The organism is Rhodococcus sp. BP-332, assembly GCF_019836065.1.
GTDB lineage: Bacteria > Actinomycetota > Actinomycetes > Mycobacteriales > Mycobacteriaceae > Rhodococcoides.
Genome location: NZ_JABUEC010000002.1, coordinates 272341 through 291460, shown reverse-complemented (window position 1 = coordinate 291460; position 19120 = coordinate 272341). Strand labels below are relative to the sequence as shown.

Sequence of the window (19120 nt, the reverse complement as noted above, 5' to 3'; positions counted from 1 at the left end):
TCGCGGGGGTGCGGTGCGTCAGCTCTTCTGCAACGCCGAGGGATGCGCGTCGGTGTCGACACCGGGGACTCCGCGGCCGCGGATCGACGCGCCCGCCGTCTCGGCGACGAAGAGCAGTGCGATCAGTCCGACGACGCAGGCGCCCATCATGTAGAACGCCGGGACGAGATCGTTGCCGGTCCGTTCGACGAGCCACTCGTTGGCCGCCGGCGCCGTGCCACCGAACAACGAGGTCGACACGTTGTAGGCGATGGCGAAGCCGGCGAACCGGACGTGCGTCGGGAACATGGCCGGGAACGTCGCCGAGATGGTCGAGAGCTGCAGGACGTAGAGCAGGCCCAGCACGGTGAACGCGACGATGGCCCAGCCGAAGTTGACCGTCATCAGCATGTACATCGGGATCGCGAAGATCAGCAGTCCGACCATCGAGACGAGCCACAGTGGCTTGCGCCCCACCTTGTCCGACAGTGCTCCGGCGAACGGAATGACGAGCATCATGGCGAACTGCCCGATGACGACGAGGAACAGCGACGACGTGCTCGACAGGCCGATCCGGCTCTCCAGATAGGTCGGCATGTAGCTCAGCAGGGTGTAGTTGCAGACGTTGAGCGCGACGACGAGGCCCATCAGCGTGAGGATCGGTCGCCAGTAGGTGGCGATCAGTTCGCGGAACTGGGTGGACGTCTTGTGCTCCACCGCGTCCTCGTTCTCGAGTTCACGGAACACCGGGGTGTCCTCGAGCTTGGACCGCATGTAGAGCCCGATGAGCGCCAGCGGCCCGGCGACGAAGAACGGCAGGCGCCAGCCCCACGTGTCCATGAACGCGTCGGTGGAGAGCAGGTCGACGGCCAGCACCACGAGGGCGCCGAGGGAGAAGCCGCCGAGTGTGCCGAACTCGAGGAAGCTGCCGTAGAAGCCGCGCTTGCGGTCGGGGGAGTACTCGGCCATGAAGGTGGCTGCGCCGCCGTACTCACCGCCGGTGGAGAAGCCCTGGATCATGCGCAGGATCACCAGCAGAACCGGTGCCCAGAAGCCGATCGAGGCGTAACTCGGGATGACACCGATGAGGAAGGTCGCGGTGCCCATCAGGATGATGGTCAGTGCGAGGACGTGCTTGCGGCCGAGACGGTCCCCCAGTGGTCCCCAGACCAGGCCGCCGAGCGGCCGCACGAGGAAGGACACCGCGAAGATGCCCAGCGTCAGCAGGGTGGCGGACTCGAGGTCGTCCGGGAAGAACGCGCGCGAGATGTACGTGGCCGTGTAGGCGTACACGCCGTAGTCGAACCACTCGGTCGCGTTGCCCATCGCCGATGCGCCGATCGCGCGCCGGAGAACCCCGGGCGGAGCGTCCTTCAGCGCCGGTGTCGGGTTGTCGACAGAACCTGATTCGGAAGTACTCACTCACCCAGACCTACCGAAGTAGTGGCCGAACCTCAGCATCGAGAGGGGCGATCGGTCTCTTCGTTATCGAGTCGTTACGGCGCCCGGGCTGCCGCGACAGTGGCCGTTCGGCACCGGAAACCACCTCTCACCTGGCCCTCGCACGGACCGTCGTCGTCGGTGTCGCGGCGCGGGAGCGGCGGCATCCGATCTCGGGCACTGTCGGCAGCCTCGGCGCCGTCCGCGCAGGCATGACTGCTGCCTCGGCGCTGCTCGTCTTTCCACTGCTCAGCTAGGTTGTGGACGGATAGATTGTGGTCGGACAGGTCGTGGTTCGGGGGACACGCTCACGCGCGGTGGTCGAGGAGGACGAGTCGATGGTGTCGACGCCCGTTCCCCCACGACTGACCGCTGCGGCGCTGGACCGATCGCGCCTCGGTGGGCCCGTCCGGTCGCCGGGGCGCTACCTGGCGGCGTCGTTCACGGTGGCCGCCGTGGTGCTGGCCGTCTACCTGATCGTGCCCGCATCGATCCGGACCGGCGTCTTCGCGGTGGGCGCCATCGGCTGCATGGTCGTGGTCCTGATCGGCCTGCGGCGCAACAGCCCGACCGACACGTACGCCTGGCGGTGCATGCTCGGCGCGGCGACGTCCTTCCTGGTGGGCCTGTCCGCGCGGAGCGTGCGCGCGGACCTGCCCTCGGCGATCCGGCTGCTGCCGGAGGTGCTGGTGTTGCTCGGCTACCTGCTGCTCGTCCTCGGCATCGTGGGCTGGTCGCGGCGAGGGGGAAACTCGCGGCCCACCCCGACCATCATCGACGCGGTCCTGGTCACGCTGGGCATGACGTTCGTGTCCTGGGTGCTGCTGGTGGCTCCGGTCCTCTCGACCACGCGGGACGTACCGTCCGTGGTGCTCAACGGGCTGTTCCCCGCGATCGACGCCGGCCTGTTCACCATGGCGTTCTTCCTGCTGTTGTCGAAGAGCCGCTTCAACGTGTCCCTGGTTCTCCTCGTCGCCGCACTGCTCGTCACCATCGTCGGCGATCTCGGCTACGCGATCGCGACGGCCCGCTCGGTCGCCCCGCCCGCGGTCGTCCTCGACGCGATGTATCTGCTCGCGTTCGTCCTGCTGGCCGCCGCGTCGCTGCATCCGTCGATGGCGTGGGTGGGCCGCGCGGGAGGTGTGACGGCCGCGCTCACCCGGCAGCGGATGACGGTGTCCGTCGCGCTCGTCGCCACCTGCGCCGCGCTGCCGCTCGTCGGCGACGCGGTGGGGACCGCGGACGTGGTGGTCCGCTCGACATTCCTGGCCGTGATCCTGGTGGGAATGTTCGTCCGCGGTGAGCGGGCGCTGAGCCGGGTGCAGCGCAGCGAGGACAAGGCCCGCCACGACGCCACCCACGATTCGCTCACCGGTCTCCCCGATCGGTCCATGCTCGAGTCGATCCTGGAACGCGCTGCGCGGAGGCCGTCCTCGTCGGCGTCGGCCACCACCGTGCTGTTCGCGGACCTCGACAACTTCAAGGTCGTCAACGACTCGTACGGCCACCGCGCGGGCGACGAGCTCATCCAGGCGGCGGCGCAGCGCATCCGGCGCGTGGTCTCCGCCGACGAGGACGTGGTGCGGTACGCCGGCGACGAGTTCGTGGTGGTGGCGCACTGTGACCGGGCCCGTGCCGAGGAACTCGCGGAACTGCTCCTGGCCGCGTTCGCGGAACCGTTCGAGTTGAGTGTGGCGTCGCTGTACGTGAGCGTCAGCATCGGCATCGCGACGTCCTGCGGTCCCGCCGGGTTGGCGGACGATCTGGTCCGCGAGGCCGACACGGCGATGTACGACGCCAAGTTCCGCGGGCCGGCGGCCTACGCGTTCTTCGACGAGTCCCTGCGCACCGCGGCGACCCGGTCGGTCGAGCTGGGCAGCGCGCTGCGCGGCGCGGTCGCGCGCGGGGAGATGGCGGTGCACTACCAACCCATCGTGTCGCTGCGGACCCACGACGTGCTGGTCTACGAGGCCCTGGTGCGGTGGAAGCATCGCGGCCGCTGGGTGGGGCCGGACGAGTTCATCCCGGTCGCCGAGGCCACCAACATGATCTCCGAGATCGGGACCTGGGTACTCGACACGGCTCTGGGCGATCTGGTGCGATTGCGGGCGGCGGGAGCGCCGCGCATGTCGATGTCGGTGAACCTCTCCGTGCTGCAGCTGCGTGACGAGCGGCTCCCGGACGTCGTCGCGGACCTGCTGGCGTCGCACGGTCTGGACGGGTCGGTGCTCGGGCTCGAGGTGACCGAGAGTGCCCTCATCGCCGATCCGGTGGTGGCCAATCGGGTCCTCGCACGTCTCGCCGAGCAGGACATCGTGCTGGTGCTCGACGACTTCGGGATGGGGTACTCCTCGCTCGGTCGCCTACGAGATCTGCCCATCACCGTCATCAAGATCGACAAGTCGTTCATCGACCGCGTCCCGGTCGACGACGCGTCGGTGTCCATCGTGACGGCCATCGAGGCCATGGCCACCGCGCTGACCATGCGCACCGTCGCCGAGGGCGTGGAGACGACGGAGCAGGAGCGCATCGTCACCGAACTCGGCTGCACGTACGCACAGGGGTACCTCTACGGGCGCCCCGCGCCCGTGGAGACGTTCCTCTCCTGACGCGTCAGCGGAGCCGTCGGCCGTGGCGGACGGGAACCGAGTTGACGGTGCGGACCGACCAGCCGTCGTCGTCGCGGACGACGATGCTCACGCCGGCGTTCGCGATGCGCGGCGCAGGGTGGCCGGTGATGGACCTGAGCACGGCCCGGATGATGCCGCCGTGTGCCACGGCGACGAGGGACCTGCCGGGGTTCTCGTCGGCCAGCAGGTCGAGTCGACGACGCCCCCGCTCGGCGAGCGCCTCGTGCGACTCGGCGCCCGGGTAGTCACCGTCGGGCCAGTACGCCCACGCCTCGTAGCCGGTCATGCCCTCGGCACGTCCGAAGCGACGTTCCATCAGGTCCTCGTGGTCGGCCGAGCGGGTGAGCCCGATGACGTGGCCGATGATGTCGGCGGTCTCCGACGCCCGCGAGAGCGGCGAGCTGACGAGGGTGTCCCACGAGTCGTCGGCCAGCGCGGCGGCCGCTGTCCGGGCCTGGCTGCGCCCGATGTCGTTGAGCGGGATGTCGGAGGAGCCCTGCAGACGCCCCTCGACGTTCCAGTCGGTCTCGCCGTGGCGCACGAGGGCCACTCGGACAGAGGTGCTCCGCGCCCGGGAGTCGAGGTGATCGGTCATGGTCGGGCCCAGAATATCGGTCGACGGCACCCCTGTCCGAGCCTGGTTACCGGAGAGTACGGTGCTAGAGATCAGCGAAGGACTTCGAAAGGTCACAGATGAACCTGGCACTCACCGATGAGGAAGCTGCGTTCCGCGACGAGATGCGAACTTTCTTCCGTACCGAGATCCCTGCCGATATCCGCGAGCGCAACGCGGCAGGCGAGGAACTCGAGCGCGAGGACATGATCACGACGCTGCAGATCCTGAACAAGCACGGCATGGCGAGCCCGCACTGGCCCGTCGAATGGGGTGGCAAGGACTGGACCCCGATGCAGCACCACATCTGGTTGGACGAGCTGCAGCTCGCGTCGGTGCCCGAGCCCCTGGCCTTCAACATCTCGATGGTGGGGCCCGTCATCGCGACCTTCGGCAGCGAGGAGCAGAAGCAGAAGTTCCTCCCGCCCACGCAGAACCTCGACATCTGGTGGTGCCAGGGCTTCTCCGAGCCCGAGGCGGGATCGGACCTCGCGTCGCTGCGCACGGTCGCTCTGCGCGACGGTGACGAGTACGTCATCAACGGTCAGAAGACGTGGACCACGCTCGGCCAGTACGCCGATTGGATCTTCGTGCTGGCGCGCACCAACCCGGACGCGCCGAAGAAGCAGGCCGGTATCTCGTTCATCCTGGTCGACCTGAAGACCCCCGGCATCACCGTGCGCCCGATCAAGCTGATCGACGGCGGCCACGAGGTCAACGAGGTCTGGTTCGAGGACGTCCGCGTCCCCGTCGAGAACCTCGTCGGCGAGGAGAACGCCGGCTGGACCTACGCCAAGTTCCTGCTGAGCAACGAGCGCACCGGCATCACGCGACTCGGCTTCACCAAGACCAAGCTGGCGCAGGCCAAGGCGCTCGCGGCCGAGACCACGGTCGGGACCGGCACGCTGCTCGACGATCCGGTCTTCGCCGCTCGGTTCGCCGAGCTCGAGAACCAGGTGCTCGCACTCGAGCTCACCCAGCTGCGCATCGTCTCCAGCTACGTCTCCGGCAAGGAGAACCCGGCGTCGTCGGTGCTCAAGCTCCGGGGCAGCGAGCTGCAGCAGTTGGCCACCGAGATCCTCACCGACGTGGCGGGACCGGACTCGCTCCCGTTCGCGGCCGGAGAGGACTCGCCGACACCGGTCTGGGCGCAGCGTGCGACCCCGACCTACCTGAACTTCCGCAAGACATCCATCTACGGCGGCTCGAACGAGGTGCAGCGCACCATCATCGCGTCCGGCATTCTCGGTCTCTAGGAGCGCACGACATGCAGTTCGAACTGGACGAAGAACAGAAGCTGCTGCGCGACACGGTGCGTGACGTGCTCGCCCGCAGTTACGACAACGAGAAGCGCAAGGCAGCGGTGGAGAGCGAGCGCGGCTGGACCGAATCGGTCTGGAAGCAGTTCGCCGAGCTGGGCCTGCTCGGCCTCAGTTTCGCCGAGGACGACGGCGGCATGGACGCCGGACCGGTCGAGACCTTCGCGGTCATGACCGAGATCGGTCGCCGCCTCGCACCCGAGCCGCTGCTGGACTGCGTGCTGATTCCGGGTGGTCTCATCACCGAGGTCGGATCGACCGATCAGCGTCAGCGCATCCTGCCGGGCGTCGCGGAGGGGCAGACCCTTCTCGCGTTCGCGCATTCCGAGCCGGGCACCCGCTGGCCGGCGGCCGAGGTGTCGACGTCGGCCACCGAGGACCTGCGTGAAGGCCGGAGGCCGGCCGGATCGGGTGGCTCGTGGGCACTCTCGGGTGTGAAGAACCCTGTGCTGCACGGTGACTGCGCCGATCACTTCGTCATCAGCGCAGCGCTGCCCGGCGGAGGCGTGGGCCTGTTCCTGGTCGCGGCCGATGCCGAGGGACTCACGCGCAAGACCTACCGCACCCACGACGGTCTGCGCGGCGCGTCGCTCGAGCTGTCGGACGTCGCGGGGGAACCGCTCGGTGACGGCGGCGACGCCAGTGCCGCCATCGTGGCGTCCAACGTCCGTGCGCAGGCGGCTCTCGCTGCCGAGACGCTCGGTGCGATGGAGGAGTCGCTGCGACTCACCACGGAGTACCTGAAGCAGCGCAAGCAGTTCGGTGTGCCGCTCGCCAAGTTCCAGGCACTGACGTTCCGCGCTGCGGACATGTACGTGCAGCTCGAACTGGCACGCAGCATGGCGCTCTACGCGACGATGTCGCTGGCCGACGGATCTCCGGATCCCACGGTCGCGTCGCGGGCGAAGCTGCAGATCGGACGCTCCGCCCGGCAGATCGGCCAGGAGTCGATCCAGCTGCACGGCGGAATCGGTGTGACGGACGAATACCCTGTGGGACATTATTTCTCGCGTCTCACGGCCATCGAGCACACGCTCGGCGGGGTCGACGATCACCTCCGGGTGATCACGTCGTCGCTGAAGGATCACGAGATGCTCGGCGTCTCCTAGCACCGCCTCGACGAAGGCCGGTCGCCCGCGTGGTGACCGGCCTTCGTCCTGTTCGGGAATGTGGTGGTCAGCCGGTGATCGCAGCAGTGACGACGCCGGTGCGCATCCGCTGCGGATGGTCGCCGACCGCAGCGCTGCCCACTTCCAGACCGGTGTCGAACGAGATCGCAGAAACCTTGTCGCTACCGGCCCACGACACGAAGCAGTACTGACCGTCGGCACTGCGCGTGGACCAGTAGGGCTTCTCACCGGACGTCACCAGAGGCCCCGCCGTCAGGGTGTCCCGCGAGACCACGGTGGCGTAGTCCGACATCGTTCCCGCGACGCACATCTTGGTGCCGGCGGTGTTCATCGCAATGCCGTGATGGGCCGAGTCGAGCAGGTACGACTCGCGCGGAAGTGTCGCCGCCGCAGCGGTGATGGGCAGATCCGCCACCCGGGTCACCCGGTCCTGCTGCAGGTCGTACTCCACGATGCCGTGGAAGAAAGAGACCTGCAGGTAGAGGAAACGCTCGTCCGGCGAGAGCGTCATCGGGCGGACGGACGAACTCATGTCGGGGTGCCCGGCCTCGGCCAGCTTGCGCCCGATGTCGATCTGGCGCGTGACGGCCCCGGTGGTCCTGTCGTAGAAGGCGATCCAGCGCGGGAACTTGGTCACGCCGAGAGCGGGCGCGTCGAGGGGTGACTCGACGCGGCCGATGCTCGCGTTGATGATGTAGCGGCCGTCTTTCGTGTACACGTTCTCGTGCGGGGAGGTGCCGGTGGGGAATCTGCCGATCTCGCGGCCGTTCGTCGTGTCCAGGATGTGCACCGTGTTGGCCGTCGACGCCGAGACAGCGACCTGTGTGCCGTCGTCCGAGATCGCCATGTGATCGGCGCGCTGACCGTCGACGGCGAACCGCCAATCGATCGCACCGGTTGCGATGTCGAGGGAGACGACGTCGGCGAAGCTGGGCCGCGAGACGATCAGCTTCCTGCCGTCCTTCGAGGTGTACATGTCGTCGGCGTACTGGTCGTGACCCTCGCCCACCAACTGCCGGATTCCGAAGTAGAACGCGGCGCGCACTGGATTCCGGTAGATCTCCGCGAGGCGCTGTTCCTTGTCCGGCACGACGTTCAACCGACCCAGTCTGGTCAGGTTGCCGTCGGGGGTGAGGTAGTCCGCGGTCCCGTACCAGTTGTTGGCCACGAACAGCACGTCCGTGAGCCCGGGCGCAGCCACCGCCGGGGTCGCTACGGCAACGGTGCCCATCGCCGTCAGTGCGGCGGTGGCAACGGTGAGAAGTGTGGTGCGAACGGTCATGTGCGGCCCCCGAGAATGTCGTCGAGGTGCCCCGTGCCCCCCGGCCGAATCAGAGTAACCGGAGCAAGGGGACACACGGGACGAACTGTCAGGTAACGGGATTCTTCACATCGACTGCGTCGGCAATGCGTCGGATGTTCTCGAGGACGTCGCGACACCGGCCGTCGAAGGTGCGACGGGTGATGCCCGACGAGTGCGGTGTCATGAGCACGTTGGGCAGTGCCCCGAACGGGTGCGCACTCGGTTCGCCGTGCCCGTCGGGACCGGGGTAGTCGTACCAGACGTCGATCGCGGCAGCACCCAGGTCACCACGCGAGAGTGCCTCGTAGAGAGGACGTTCCTGCACCAGTGGGCCACGTCCGACGTTGATCAGAACGCCCCGCGGTCCGAGGGCTCGCAGCTGCGCGGGGCCGATCATGCCGCTCGTCGCTGTCGTCAGGGGAGCCGAGACGACCATGATGTCGGACTCGTCGGCCAGCCTGTCGAGTTCGTCGGTCGAGCCGGCCCAGTCCAGGCCATGGGCGACCGCATCGACGGCGCCGCGTCCAGTCACGGTAGCGCCGATGCATCCGAGGGTGCGCAGCAGCGACCACGAGCGCTGCCCGATGTGGCCGAAGCCGACGAAGCCCACCCGCGCGCCGGCAGTGGCGTCGGGTTGGGGTAGCGCATGGTCGTAGACGGAGGTTGCCCACACGCCCTGTCGCAGAGCGCGGTCCTGATCGAGGAATCCGCGTCGGAGCAGAATCGCGGCGGCGAGGACGTACTCGGCGATCGAGTCCTCGTGATGAAACGTGTTCGCGACCACGGTCGTCGACGGAAGTGCTGCGCGCGCCACGTTGTCGACGCCCGCGCCGACGACCTGCACGAGTCGCAGCCGCGTGCCGGCTCGCGCCATGGCGTCGGTGACCTTGCCGCCCACGTGGATGTCGGCATCGGCAAGATCGGCGATCAGTGCGTCCTCGTCGAAGCGTTCGTGCCAGGACAGCTCGGTGCCGTCGGGCGTCCCGTTCTCCAATGTCTCGCGGTAGGGAATCAAATTGCGATCGGCGACAACGACTTTCATGCGCGCTGCAGAGCCGGCCGCTTGCTGTCGAACGTCCAGTCCGGCACCAGGTACTGCATGCCGACCGCATCGTCGCGGGCCCCGAGGCCCTCGCGCTGGTACAGCTCGTGTGCGGCCTCGACGCGCTCCATGTCGAGGGTCACTCCGAGACCCGGCACGTCGGGGACGGTGAGGTACCCGTCCACGATGGGGAACGGATTCGTCGTGATGCGCTGCCCGTCCTGCCAGATCCAGTGCGTGTCGATGGCGGTGATCTCACCGGGAGCGGCAGCTGCGACGTGCGTGAACATGGCGAGCGAGACGTCGAAGTGGTTGTTGGAGTGCGATCCCCACGTCAGACCCCAGGCATCGCAGAGTTGCGCGACGCGGACCGATCCGTTCATCGTCCAGAAATGGGGATCCGCGAGCGGGATGTCGACGGCGCCGGATCGAATGGTGTGTCCCATCTCGCGCCAGTCGGTGGCGATCATGTTGGTGGCGGTGGGCAGGCCGGTGGCGCGCTTGAACTCCGCCATCACCTCGCGGCCGGAGAAGCCGCCCTCGGGCCCGACGGGATCCTCCGCGTAGGCGAGGACGTCCCGCAGACCACGGCACGTCTCGATCGCGTCCTTCAGGAGCCAGCCGCCGTTGGGGTCCAGGGTGATCCGCGCAGAGGGGAATCGTTCCGCGAGCGCACGGACCGCGTCGGCCTCCTGCGCTGCGGGGAGTACGCCGCCCTTGAGCTTGAAGTCCTGGAAGCCGTACCTGGCGTGCGCCGCTTCCGCGAGTGCGACCACGGCGTCGGGAGTCAGTGCCTCCTCGTGGCGCAGACGGGACCAGGCGTCGGCGGAACTGCCCTCGTCCGAGGGTGCGCGGTACGCGAGATCCGTCTTGTTCCGGTCGCCGAGGAAGAAGAGATACCCGAGCGCCTGCACTCGGTCGCGCTGGCGGCCGTCGCCGAGCAGGGCCGCGACGCTCACACCCAGGTGCTGGCCGAGCAGATCGAGCAGTGCGCTCTCGACGGCCGTCACGGCGTGCACGGCGATCCGCAGATCGAAGGTCTGGGCGCCGCGTCCGCCGGAGTCGCGGTCCGCGAACGCGCGGCGCATCGCGTTGAGCACGGCGTGGTAGTTGCCGACCGAGGCGTTCTCGACGAGGACGCGGGCGTCCTCCAGGCAGCGGCGGATGGGCTCGCCACCCGGCACCTCGCCCACACCGGTGCGCCCGTCGGAGTCGGTCAGCACGACCAGGTTCCGGGTGAAGAACGGTGCATGGGCGCCGCTGAGATTCAGCAGCATGCTGTCGTGGCCGGCGACGGGAACGACGCGCATCGCGGTGACGACGGGCGTGGCATGGGAGGTTCGGACCTCGGTGACGGTGCTCACGTCGACGAGCCTAGGGCGGGTGATTCATTCCCGTCCAACACCATTTGTGGATGCAACGATGCAGGGTGAGTATCGATCGAGTGCGCCGGCGCCGAGTGCGCACATCTGCCATGAAGCGCACACCCCGTCCAGTCGGCTGTAGCGGGTGTGCGCTCACCAGAGGGTGTGTGCGCTCCCGGAAGCGCCAGCGCTGCACCCACCGCAACCGCACACCTCACACCACCGCATCGACCAGCAGCACGAGCGCACCACCCGCCGAGACGACGATGGACACCCATCGCAGCCGACGACGGTCGAGTACGCGGTTCACCCAGCGCGAGGCCACGTACCCGAGTGCGACGACGGGCAGGAGCAGGGCGCCGGTCGCCAGGGAGTGCGCGTCGAGGGAGCCGGTGACCCCCAGCGCGGCGAGCGACATCAGGGAGCCGATCAGGAAGAAGCCGCTCATGGTGCTGCGCAACGCGGCGCCGCTGCTGCCGCTCCAGATCAGCGCCATGGGTGGCCCGCCGATGGAGGTGGCCGTGCCGAGCAGTCCGGACGCGGCGCCCGCGGTCATGAGCGATCCGCGTCGCGGTGTCGGCGACCAGCCGATCGCCGTGGCCACGACGCCGAACAGCACCACTGCGCCGAGCATGATGGAGACTCCCCGCTCGGGCAGCACGACGAGCAGCGCGGCGCCGGCGATCACGCCGGGCACCCGTCCCACCAGTGCCCAGCCGGCCCCGCGCACGTCGATGCTCGTGCGCTCCCGCACCACCACCAGCGCGGTGAGCGCGGTGGCGAGCAGGATGATCGTGCCGGGCACCATCCGCGGATCGATGATGGCCAGGACGGGCGCCGCGACCATCCCCATCCCGAACCCGATGGACGACTGGAGACACGACGCCGTGAAGATCGCGACGCCCACGACCAGCCATTCGAGGCCGGTCACGCGAGCACGGTCATACGGCCACGGCGTCCGATCTCGGGTGGTGGCACTCGGCGATGTGCAGGTTCCCGAGACGCCCGACCGACGGGGGGATACCCGTGGCGCAGACGTCCGTCGCGTGCGCGCAGCGTGTGCGGAAACGGCAGCCCGACGGCGGGTTCAGAGGCGACGGTACCTCGCCCTCCAGGAGGATGCGCGAACGCCGGGTCGAGGGATCCAGCGTCGGGGCTGCCGACATCAGTGCCTCGGTGTACGGGTGCGTGGGGTGGTCGAAGACGTCGTCGGTCGGTCCGGTCTCGATGATCCGGCCGAGGTACATCACGGCAACCCGGTCGGCGACGTGGCGCACCACCGACAGGTCGTGCGAGATGAAGACGTAGCTGATGCCGAGCTCCTTCTGCAGATCCGAGAGCAGGTTCAGCACCTGCGCCTGGACCGACAGGTCGAGAGCCGAGACGGGCTCGTCGCACACCACGACACTCGGGTCGAGTGCCAGGGCCCGCGCGATGCCGAGACGCTGGCGCTGACCACCTGAGAACTCCTGCGGGTAGCGGTGCTCGTCGCTGGGACGCAGACCGACGAGGTGCAGCAGCTCCCGGACGCGGGCGGCGCGGTCGCGCTTGGTCTTGTACATCGTGCGATGCGTGTGCCACGGCTCCGAGATGATCTCCGCCGCCGACATCCTCGAGTTGAGCGATCCGTACGGGTCCTGGAAGACCATCTGGATCCGACGACGCCACGCGAGCAGTTCCTTGCCCTTCAGGCCGAACGGATCGACGCCGTCCCACGACACGGTGCCCGTGTCGGGTCGTTCGAGCATCATCAGGGTGCGCGCGAGTGTGGACTTGCCGCAACCGGACTCACCGACGAGGCCGAGGGTCTCGCCGCGTCGCAGCTCGAGGTCGATGCCGTCGAGAGCCCGCAGTTTCTTGTGGCCGCCGCTGCCGGCGGCGACGTCGAACGTCTTGGAGACTCCACGGACCTGGAGCAACGGTGCAGCCTGCGTGGCCGCGGCCTCACTCGCCACTGTCGTCGTAACGGACACCGGACACCTCCTCGGGGAAATGGCATGCGGTCGCACGGCCGGTGCCGGCGACACTGCGGAGCTCGGGGCGCTGCGCGACGCAGACGGCGCGCGCGATGGGGCATCGGGCCTGGTACACGCATCCCGGCGGGATGGAGTGCAGATCCGGCGGGGTGCCGCCGATGGACTTCAGGTGCTCGCCGCGCACGGTGGCGACGGGGACCGAGTCGAGCAGTCCCTTCGTGTACGGATGCTGCGGCGAGCCGAACACCTCGGCGACGGGTCCCGTCTCGACGACGGTGCCGGCGTACATGACGGCGACGTCGTCGGCTTCCTCCGCGACCAGCGCGAGGTCGTGTGTGATGAGGATGACGGCCATGTCGTGCTCGGTGCGCAGGTCGCGCAGCAACGACATGATCTGCGCTTGCACGGTGACGTCGAGAGCGGTGGTGGGCTCGTCCGCCAGCAGCACGGTGGGCCCCAGGGCGACGGCCATCGCGATGAGCAGGCGCTGACGCATACCGCCCGAGAACTGGTGCGGGTAGGAGTCGGCGCGCGACTCGGGCTCCGGGATGCCCACCCGCTCCATCAGCGAGATCGCCTCGACACGTGCAGCTTTCGCCGACATGCCGCGGTGGATGCGGAACGGTTCCGCCAACTGTGTGCCCACGGTGTAGACGGGGTTCAGTGCCGTCAGCGCGTCCTGGAAGACGATGGCGAGCTCGGTGGCGGCGATGCGGCGTCGAGTCCTGGAGTTCGCCGTCACCAGATCGGTGTCGCCGAGCATGACGGTGCCGTCGACGATGTCGGCGATCGGCTCGAGCAACCCGACGAGGGCCTGGGCCGTCATGGACTTGCCGCAGCCGGATTCGCCCAGCAGTGCGAGTGTGCGGCCGCGCTTCGCGCTGAACGACACTCCGTCGACGGCACGCACGGTGCCCGACGGGGTGCGGATCTCGACGGTCAGACCGTCGACCTCGAGCGCGGTGCGGGCGAGAGCGGGAGCACTCATCGACGTGCCTTTCTCTTCGAACGCGGGAGGGTGAGGCGCCAGCGCTGCGCCGGGTCGGTGGCGATGCGGGCCCACGCGGCCAGCACGGTCGCGGACACGGTGGTGATGACGATCGCGAGTCCGGGGAAGAACGACAGCCACCAGGCGCTCTGCAGGTAGGTGCGGCCCTGGGACACCATGAGGCCCCAGCTGATGTCGGGTGGCTGGATCCCGATGCCGAGGAAGCTGAGCGACGACTCGGCCAGCATCACGAAGCAGAAGTCGAGCGTGGCGACGGTCAGCAACGTGGGCAGCAGAATCGGCACCACGTGGCGACGGATCACCGCGCCGCTGCCGGCGCCGAACGTGCGGGCCGCGTCGACGAAGACTCGCGATCGGAGTTCCGCGCTCTCGGCGCGGGCCGTGCGGAGGTAGATCGGGATGCGGGTGATGGTCAGGATCAGCACGATGTTCGCGGCGCTGGGGGAGAAGACGTACAGCACGACGACGGCCATCAGCAACGACGGGAAGCTCATGATGACGTCGGCGACGCGCATGGCGGCGGTCTCGCGCCAGCCGCGGTGGTAACCGGCCCACATGCCGATGATCGAGCCGATGATGCCGGACAGGATGACTGCGGGGATCGCGACCGACAGCGTGGTCCGGCTGGCGAGGATCAGGCGGGCGAGCATGCTGCGGCCGAGCGGATCGGTGCCGAGGATGTTCATGAAGCCGGTGTCGAGGGAGAACGGTGCCAGGTTGGATCGATCGAGGTCCTGACGGGTGGCGGCGTCGCCGACCAGCATGGGACCGAAGATCGCGGTGAGGAAGACGAGCACCAGGATGCTCGCCGCGATGGTGGCGACGCGGTCCCGCAGCAGCAGACGCCACAGCGGCATGGAGGTCGTGCGCGAGGGCGCCGCGGACGCGGCGTCCGGGGTGGGCGGCAGCACCGGGGGAACCGGAACGCCCGAGCTGTCCTTGCTTGCTTCGAGTGTCATGGGTGTACCTCTCAGACCTTGGCCTTGTCGCGAACCCGTGCGTCGAGCAGCGCGTAGCACGCGTCGATCACGATGTTCAGAACGAAGATGCTCACGGCCGTCAGGAGGACGGCTGCTTGGAGGACGGCGAAGTCGCGCTGCAGGATCGCGTCGATCATCAACTTGCCGATGCCGGGCCACCCGAAGATGGCTTCGACCACGACGGCGCCGTTCACCAGGCCGACGGTGAGGTCGCCGGCGACGGTCAGCGCGGGTGCCGCGGCGTTGCGCAGCGCATGGTGGGTGACGACGCGCAGGTCGCCGGCACCCTTGCTGCGAGCGAGGCGGACGTACGGGGCGGACAGGGCGGAGACCATCGCACCGCGGACCACCTGGGTGAGCACGCCGAGCGGACGGATGAGCAGTGTCGCGATGGGGAGCACCCATGCGACGGCGCCCCCGGTGCCGGAGGTCGGCAGGACACCGAGCACCACGGCGAAGATCCAGACGCCGGTGATGGCGAACCAGAAGTCGGGGATGCTCGCGGCCGTCATGGACAGCAGGCTCGAGAACCGGTCGGCGAGAGAGTTGGGACGGTAGGCGGCCCAGCAGCCGATGACGATCGAACCGATCACGGCGAGGAGCATCGTGACGAACGCGAGCTGCAGGGTGGCGGGGAAGGCGCGCAACGCCATGGTGGACGCGGCTTCGCCCGTCCGGAGCGACTCACCGAAGTCGAGGTGCAGCACGCCGCCGAAGTAGTCGGCCATCTGTGTCCACACGGACTGGTCGAAGCCGTTCTGGGCGGCGAACGCCTCGCGCTGGGCGGGTGTCGCCGACTCGGGAAGGTAGAGGCTGGTCGGATCACCGGTCAGACGAGCGAGGAAGAAGACGCCGATGAGGACGACCAGAAGTGGGACGAGGCTGGTGTAGACGCGGCGTCGCAGAAAGGCGAACATGGCGGTCACTCCCTTCCGGAGGAGGGGCTGGTCGGCCTCTCGATCGAGGTGGGCTGCTGGTCGCGGTCGTGATCAGTCGGTCGCATCGGAACTCCGGGTCATCTCGGCCAGTCGCATCTCGTCGACGGTGGCGGAATCGGGGGTGTAGTCGATGCGCGGGTCCTTGGCCAACACACCGTTCATGTGCGCGATGTACGCCATCTGCGTGATCTCCTCGGGTTCACGGGCGAAGAGATCGGCGAACGCGGTCTGTCGCTCCTCGTCGGTCAGCGATTCGGCCTCGTCGATTCCCTCGTCGAAGTCGGTTGTGCCGTAGGAGCTCTGGAAGCCGTCGCTGCGCATGTACTGATCCATCGTGAACGCGGCGTCGCCGGCCTGATTGCCGTGCTGGATCACCAGCAGGTAGGGCCCGACGTTCGGGAACGGCCGTTCCTGGAACTCGGCGGTGGCCGCCGTGTCCTTCATCTCGATCTTCACGTTCAGGCCGATGCCGGCCAGCGCGTTCTGGATGACCTCGACGGTCTCGTTGATCTTCGGGAACTGCCCGGTGCGGCCGATGAGGCGGATCTCGGTGTCGACGGGAACACCGTCGGCGCGAGCCTCGTCGATGAGGGCCTTGCCCTTCTCCATGTCGTACGGCCACGGGGTGAGCTCGTCGTTGTAGCCGACGACGCCGTCCGCGATGAGTTGCGCAGCGGGCGCTCCCATTCCGCGGAACAGAGCCTTGACGATGCCCGCGCGGTTGATGGCGTAGTTGATCGCCTCGCGCACGCGCTGATCGTCGAGTGGCGGTGTGGTGGCCTGCATCCGCAAGGCGGTGGTCTCGTTGTTCGGGAAGGCGACACCGAGGTCGCCGGCTCCGTCCTCGGGGCCGAGGCCGGTCGCGATGTCCGCCTCGCCGTTGGTGACCATGGCGGCGCGGACGCTGCCCTCGGTACGCCACTGGTAGACGGCCCGCGTGAATTCCGGTGCGTCGCCCCAGTAGGTGTCGTTGCGCACCAGGGAGAGTCGCTGGCCGTAGTCCCACGAGTCGATGCGGTACGGGCCGGTACCGATCGGCTCGCGGGTCCGCTCGGCGCTACCGACCTCGCTCTTGACCATCTCGATGAACGAGAGCCGAAGCGGCAGAATCGGATCGGGAGTCGGCGAGGCGACGGTCAACGTCGTCGGATCCACGGCGCGGACGGTGAGGTCGTCGTCGCCGAAGACGTATCCCTCGACGTTGCAGGCCAGATCGGAGTTCACGGCGCGATCGACCGACACAGCGGCGTCCTCGGCGTCGAACGGTGTGCCGTCGCTGAAGGTGACGTCGTCGCGCAGGCGGATCGTCCACTCGGTGTCCGACGTGCGCTCCCACGACGTGGCGAGCTTCGGTTCGAGGTCACCCGTGGTGGGGTCACGCTCGATCATGGGTTCGGTGATGTTGGACCGCGTGACCACGCCGATGGCCGTCAGCGAGACATCGCACGGCTCCAGGGTCGGTGGTTCCTGCGGCAGCACGATCCGGACGGTGTCGGGACTCGCGGCGTCTCCGCTGTCCGAGTTCGCGACGGTGCATCCGGTGAGGAGTGCGGACGCGGCGATCACCGACACCAGGGATGTGGCGCGGGTGGATCTCATGGATTCCTCCAAGCTGAGGGGGCTTCACCGGGTGCGAGGTGTCGGGGCTGACGACGCACGCCGAGTGGAGCCGATGGACCGCCTGTGACGGTAGACACACGGTAGGAGTGGGGGGAGTGACCGTCAACAGACGGTCGGCCGGGAAATCGCAGTTCGGGGCCGATTTCGGGCTCGCCGTGACGGCGTCGAGCGGTCCGCATCACACTGCCGAGGCTCTGACCTGCTGCGTCACGAGAAGACACGATATCAATACCGGAAGAGTATGGATCCATGCTAATTGCGTGTTGGACCGGTATTCGTCGGCCGACATACGATCACCGCAGACGATGGCCGTCGCTCCCGGTGGCCGTCGCACGGTGAAGGAGGCGGCATGACCGACGGTGGAACGCCGAGCTCGAACGGATCGGCATCGAGTCCCGATGAGGCGCAGCGATTTTCGCGCGTTCTCCGGGTCGGCGGACTCAAGCCTTCGCTCATGGAGACACTCGAGGCCGGCGGCGCGCTGGTGCTGCCGGACGACGATCGCGACGAAGTGCTCGGCCGGCACGCCGACGAGATCGTCGCCGTCGTGACGTCCGGCCGTGTCGGCGTCAAGGCGGACCTCATGGACCGCCTGCCCGCGCTGCGCGCGATCGTCCACTTCGGAGTCGGGTACGACGGCACCGATGCCGAGGAGGCCCGCCGCCGCGGGATCGGTGTCAGCAACACGCCGGACGTCCTCACCGACGCCGTCGCCGACACCGCCCTCGGGCTGCTCATCGACACCCTCCGCGGCCTCTCCGCCGCCGACCGCTACGTGCGCGCGGGCGAGTGGACCACCAAGCCCATGCCGCCGTTGGCGCGGCAGGTCAGCGGATCTCGGGTCGGCATTCTCGGTCTCGGGCGCATCGGCGGCGCCATCGCGCACCGCCTCGAGGCCTTCGGCTGCACCATCGACTACCACAACCGCAACGTCGTCGAGTCGAGTCCGTACCGGTACCACTCGTCTCCGCGGGAACTCGCTGCGGCAGTGGACGTTCTGGTCGTGGCCGCAGCCGGCGGACCGGAGACGCAGCAGCTCGTCGACAGGGAGACGCTGGACGCACTGGGGCCGGACGGCTTTCTGATCAACGTGGCTCGCGGCAGCGTCGTGGACGAGGACGCCCTCGTCGAGGCGCTGCAGAGCGGACGGTTGGCCGGCGCCGGGCTCGACGTCTTCGCCCACGAACCCGAGGTGCCGGACGCGCTTCGCGCCCTCGACACCGTGGTGCTGCTTCCCCACGTCGGAAGTGCCACGGTGCAGACTCGCGCCGCGATGGAAGCACTCACCCTCGAGAACCTGAACTCGTTCCTCGCCGACGGCACGCTCGTGACGCCGGTCTTCCAGCCCGATCAGAAGGAGACCCGATGAGCGTCGTCGTGGGATACGCGGACACCGTCGAGGATCGCAACGCACTGCCGTTCGCGTTCCGCGAGGCCCAGATGCGCGGTACCGACGTCACCGTCGTGGTCGACGGTGATCGCAGTGCGGTCGACGAGCTGATCATGGCTGCCCGCAGCGACTCCGGCGCCGACGGCGTGGCGGCACGGGTGGCGGAGCCGGTACCCGGCCGCTCGCACGCCGACAACCTCGTCGACATGTCCTACGAGCCGGACGTCGAGCTCCTCGTCATCGGCGTGCGTCGCCGCTCACCCGTCGGAAAGCTGTTGCTCGGCAGCCTGTCTCAGCGTGTCCTGCTCGACGCACACTGCCCGGTCGTGGCCGTCAAGCCGCCGGTCGAGGTCGCGCACTAGTTCGCGGACGCAGCAGCCGCCGGCC

16 protein-coding genes are annotated in these 19120 nt (G+C 68.4%); 5 read left to right on the top strand and 11 right to left on the bottom strand.

Annotated features, from left to right (window positions below; all coding sequences use genetic code 11):
* Window positions 1-18: 18 nt before the first annotated feature.
* A complete protein-coding gene (locus HQ314_RS07150; protein WP_081821135.1) occupies window positions 19-1305 on the bottom strand; it encodes an MFS transporter in 1287 nt (428 codons plus the stop codon).
* Between the two features lie 431 nt (window positions 1306-1736).
* Between HQ314_RS07150 and HQ314_RS21695 the strand changes: the two genes are divergently transcribed.
* The gene (locus HQ314_RS21695; RefSeq protein ID WP_222649713.1) at window positions 1737-4028 is read left to right on the top strand and encodes a bifunctional diguanylate cyclase/phosphodiesterase; all 2292 of its coding nucleotides are present in this window, start codon (window positions 1737-1739) and stop codon (window positions 4026-4028) included.
* 4 nt (window positions 4029-4032) lie between these two features.
* Here the strand turns inward: HQ314_RS21695 and HQ314_RS07140 are convergent, their stop codons facing one another.
* Window positions 4033-4644 carry a histidine phosphatase family protein gene (locus HQ314_RS07140; RefSeq protein WP_051613109.1) on the bottom strand — a complete coding sequence of 204 codons (612 nt, stop codon included), beginning with the start codon at window positions 4642-4644 and terminating at the stop codon, window positions 4033-4035.
* 98 nt (window positions 4645-4742) lie between these two features.
* Here HQ314_RS07140 and HQ314_RS07135 point away from each other — a divergent pair, with 98 nt between their 5' ends.
* Both HQ314_RS07135 and HQ314_RS07130 read left to right on the top strand, forming a co-directional pair.
* A complete protein-coding gene (locus tag HQ314_RS07135; protein WP_027504702.1) occupies window positions 4743-5918 on the top strand; it encodes an acyl-CoA dehydrogenase family protein in 1176 nt (391 codons plus the stop codon).
* Between the two features lie 11 nt (window positions 5919-5929).
* Window positions 5930-7090 (top strand): acyl-CoA dehydrogenase family protein, encoded by a 1161-nt coding sequence (locus HQ314_RS07130; protein ID WP_222649712.1) that lies wholly within the window; start codon window positions 5930-5932, stop codon window positions 7088-7090.
* A 67-nt stretch (window positions 7091-7157) separates the two neighbouring features.
* Here HQ314_RS07130 and HQ314_RS07125 read toward each other — a convergent pair whose 3' ends face one another.
* The 9 genes from HQ314_RS07125 to HQ314_RS07085 all read right to left on the bottom strand — a co-directional run bounded on the left by HQ314_RS07125 (window position 7158) and on the right by HQ314_RS07085 (window position 17322).
* Window positions 7158-8393: a YncE family protein gene (locus tag HQ314_RS07125; RefSeq protein WP_261781491.1), complete on the bottom strand. Its 1236-nt coding sequence runs from the start codon at window positions 8391-8393 to the stop codon at window positions 7158-7160.
* A gap of 88 nt (window positions 8394-8481) precedes the next feature.
* Window positions 8482-9456 (bottom strand): 2-hydroxyacid dehydrogenase, encoded by a 975-nt coding sequence (locus HQ314_RS07120; RefSeq protein ID WP_222649711.1) that lies wholly within the window; start codon window positions 9454-9456, stop codon window positions 8482-8484.
* Window positions 9453-10766, bottom strand: a complete 1314-nt coding sequence (locus HQ314_RS07115; RefSeq protein WP_222650050.1) for an enolase C-terminal domain-like protein — start codon at window positions 10764-10766, stop codon at window positions 9453-9455. Before HQ314_RS07115 ends, HQ314_RS07120 begins: the two co-directional genes overlap by 4 nt.
* A gap of 268 nt (window positions 10767-11034) precedes the next feature.
* On the bottom strand, window positions 11035-11751 hold the full coding sequence (locus HQ314_RS07110; RefSeq protein ID WP_222631617.1) for a sulfite exporter TauE/SafE family protein: 717 nt from the start codon (window positions 11749-11751) through the stop codon (window positions 11035-11037).
* 10 nt (window positions 11752-11761) lie between these two features.
* Window positions 11762-12793, bottom strand: coding sequence for an ABC transporter ATP-binding protein (locus tag HQ314_RS07105; RefSeq protein WP_231476221.1), 1032 nt, complete (start codon window positions 12791-12793; stop codon window positions 11762-11764).
* The gene (locus tag HQ314_RS07100; RefSeq protein WP_222649710.1) at window positions 12765-13784 is read right to left on the bottom strand and encodes an ABC transporter ATP-binding protein; all 1020 of its coding nucleotides are present in this window, start codon (window positions 13782-13784) and stop codon (window positions 12765-12767) included. Before HQ314_RS07100 ends, HQ314_RS07105 begins: the two co-directional genes overlap by 29 nt.
* Complete coding sequence (locus HQ314_RS07095) at window positions 13781-14764, bottom strand: ABC transporter permease (protein WP_231476222.1); 984 nt, start codon at window positions 14762-14764, stop codon at window positions 13781-13783. Before HQ314_RS07095 ends, HQ314_RS07100 begins: the two co-directional genes overlap by 4 nt.
* A gap of 11 nt (window positions 14765-14775) precedes the next feature.
* On the bottom strand, window positions 14776-15702 hold the full coding sequence (locus HQ314_RS07090) for an ABC transporter permease (RefSeq protein WP_027504709.1): 927 nt from the start codon (window positions 15700-15702) through the stop codon (window positions 14776-14778).
* A gap of 72 nt (window positions 15703-15774) precedes the next feature.
* Window positions 15775-17322, bottom strand: coding sequence for an ABC transporter substrate-binding protein (locus HQ314_RS07085; protein ID WP_222631613.1), 1548 nt, complete (start codon window positions 17320-17322; stop codon window positions 15775-15777).
* Window positions 17323-17692: 370 nt separating this feature from the next.
* Between HQ314_RS07085 and HQ314_RS07080 the strand changes: the two genes are divergently transcribed.
* Both HQ314_RS07080 and HQ314_RS07075 read left to right on the top strand, forming a co-directional pair.
* Complete coding sequence (locus tag HQ314_RS07080; RefSeq protein WP_222649709.1) at window positions 17693-18712, top strand: 2-hydroxyacid dehydrogenase; 1020 nt, start codon at window positions 17693-17695, stop codon at window positions 18710-18712.
* Complete coding sequence (locus tag HQ314_RS07075; protein WP_222649708.1) at window positions 18709-19095, top strand: universal stress protein; 387 nt, start codon at window positions 18709-18711, stop codon at window positions 19093-19095. Before HQ314_RS07080 ends, HQ314_RS07075 begins: the two co-directional genes overlap by 4 nt.
* Window positions 19096-19120: the final 25 nt, after the last annotated feature.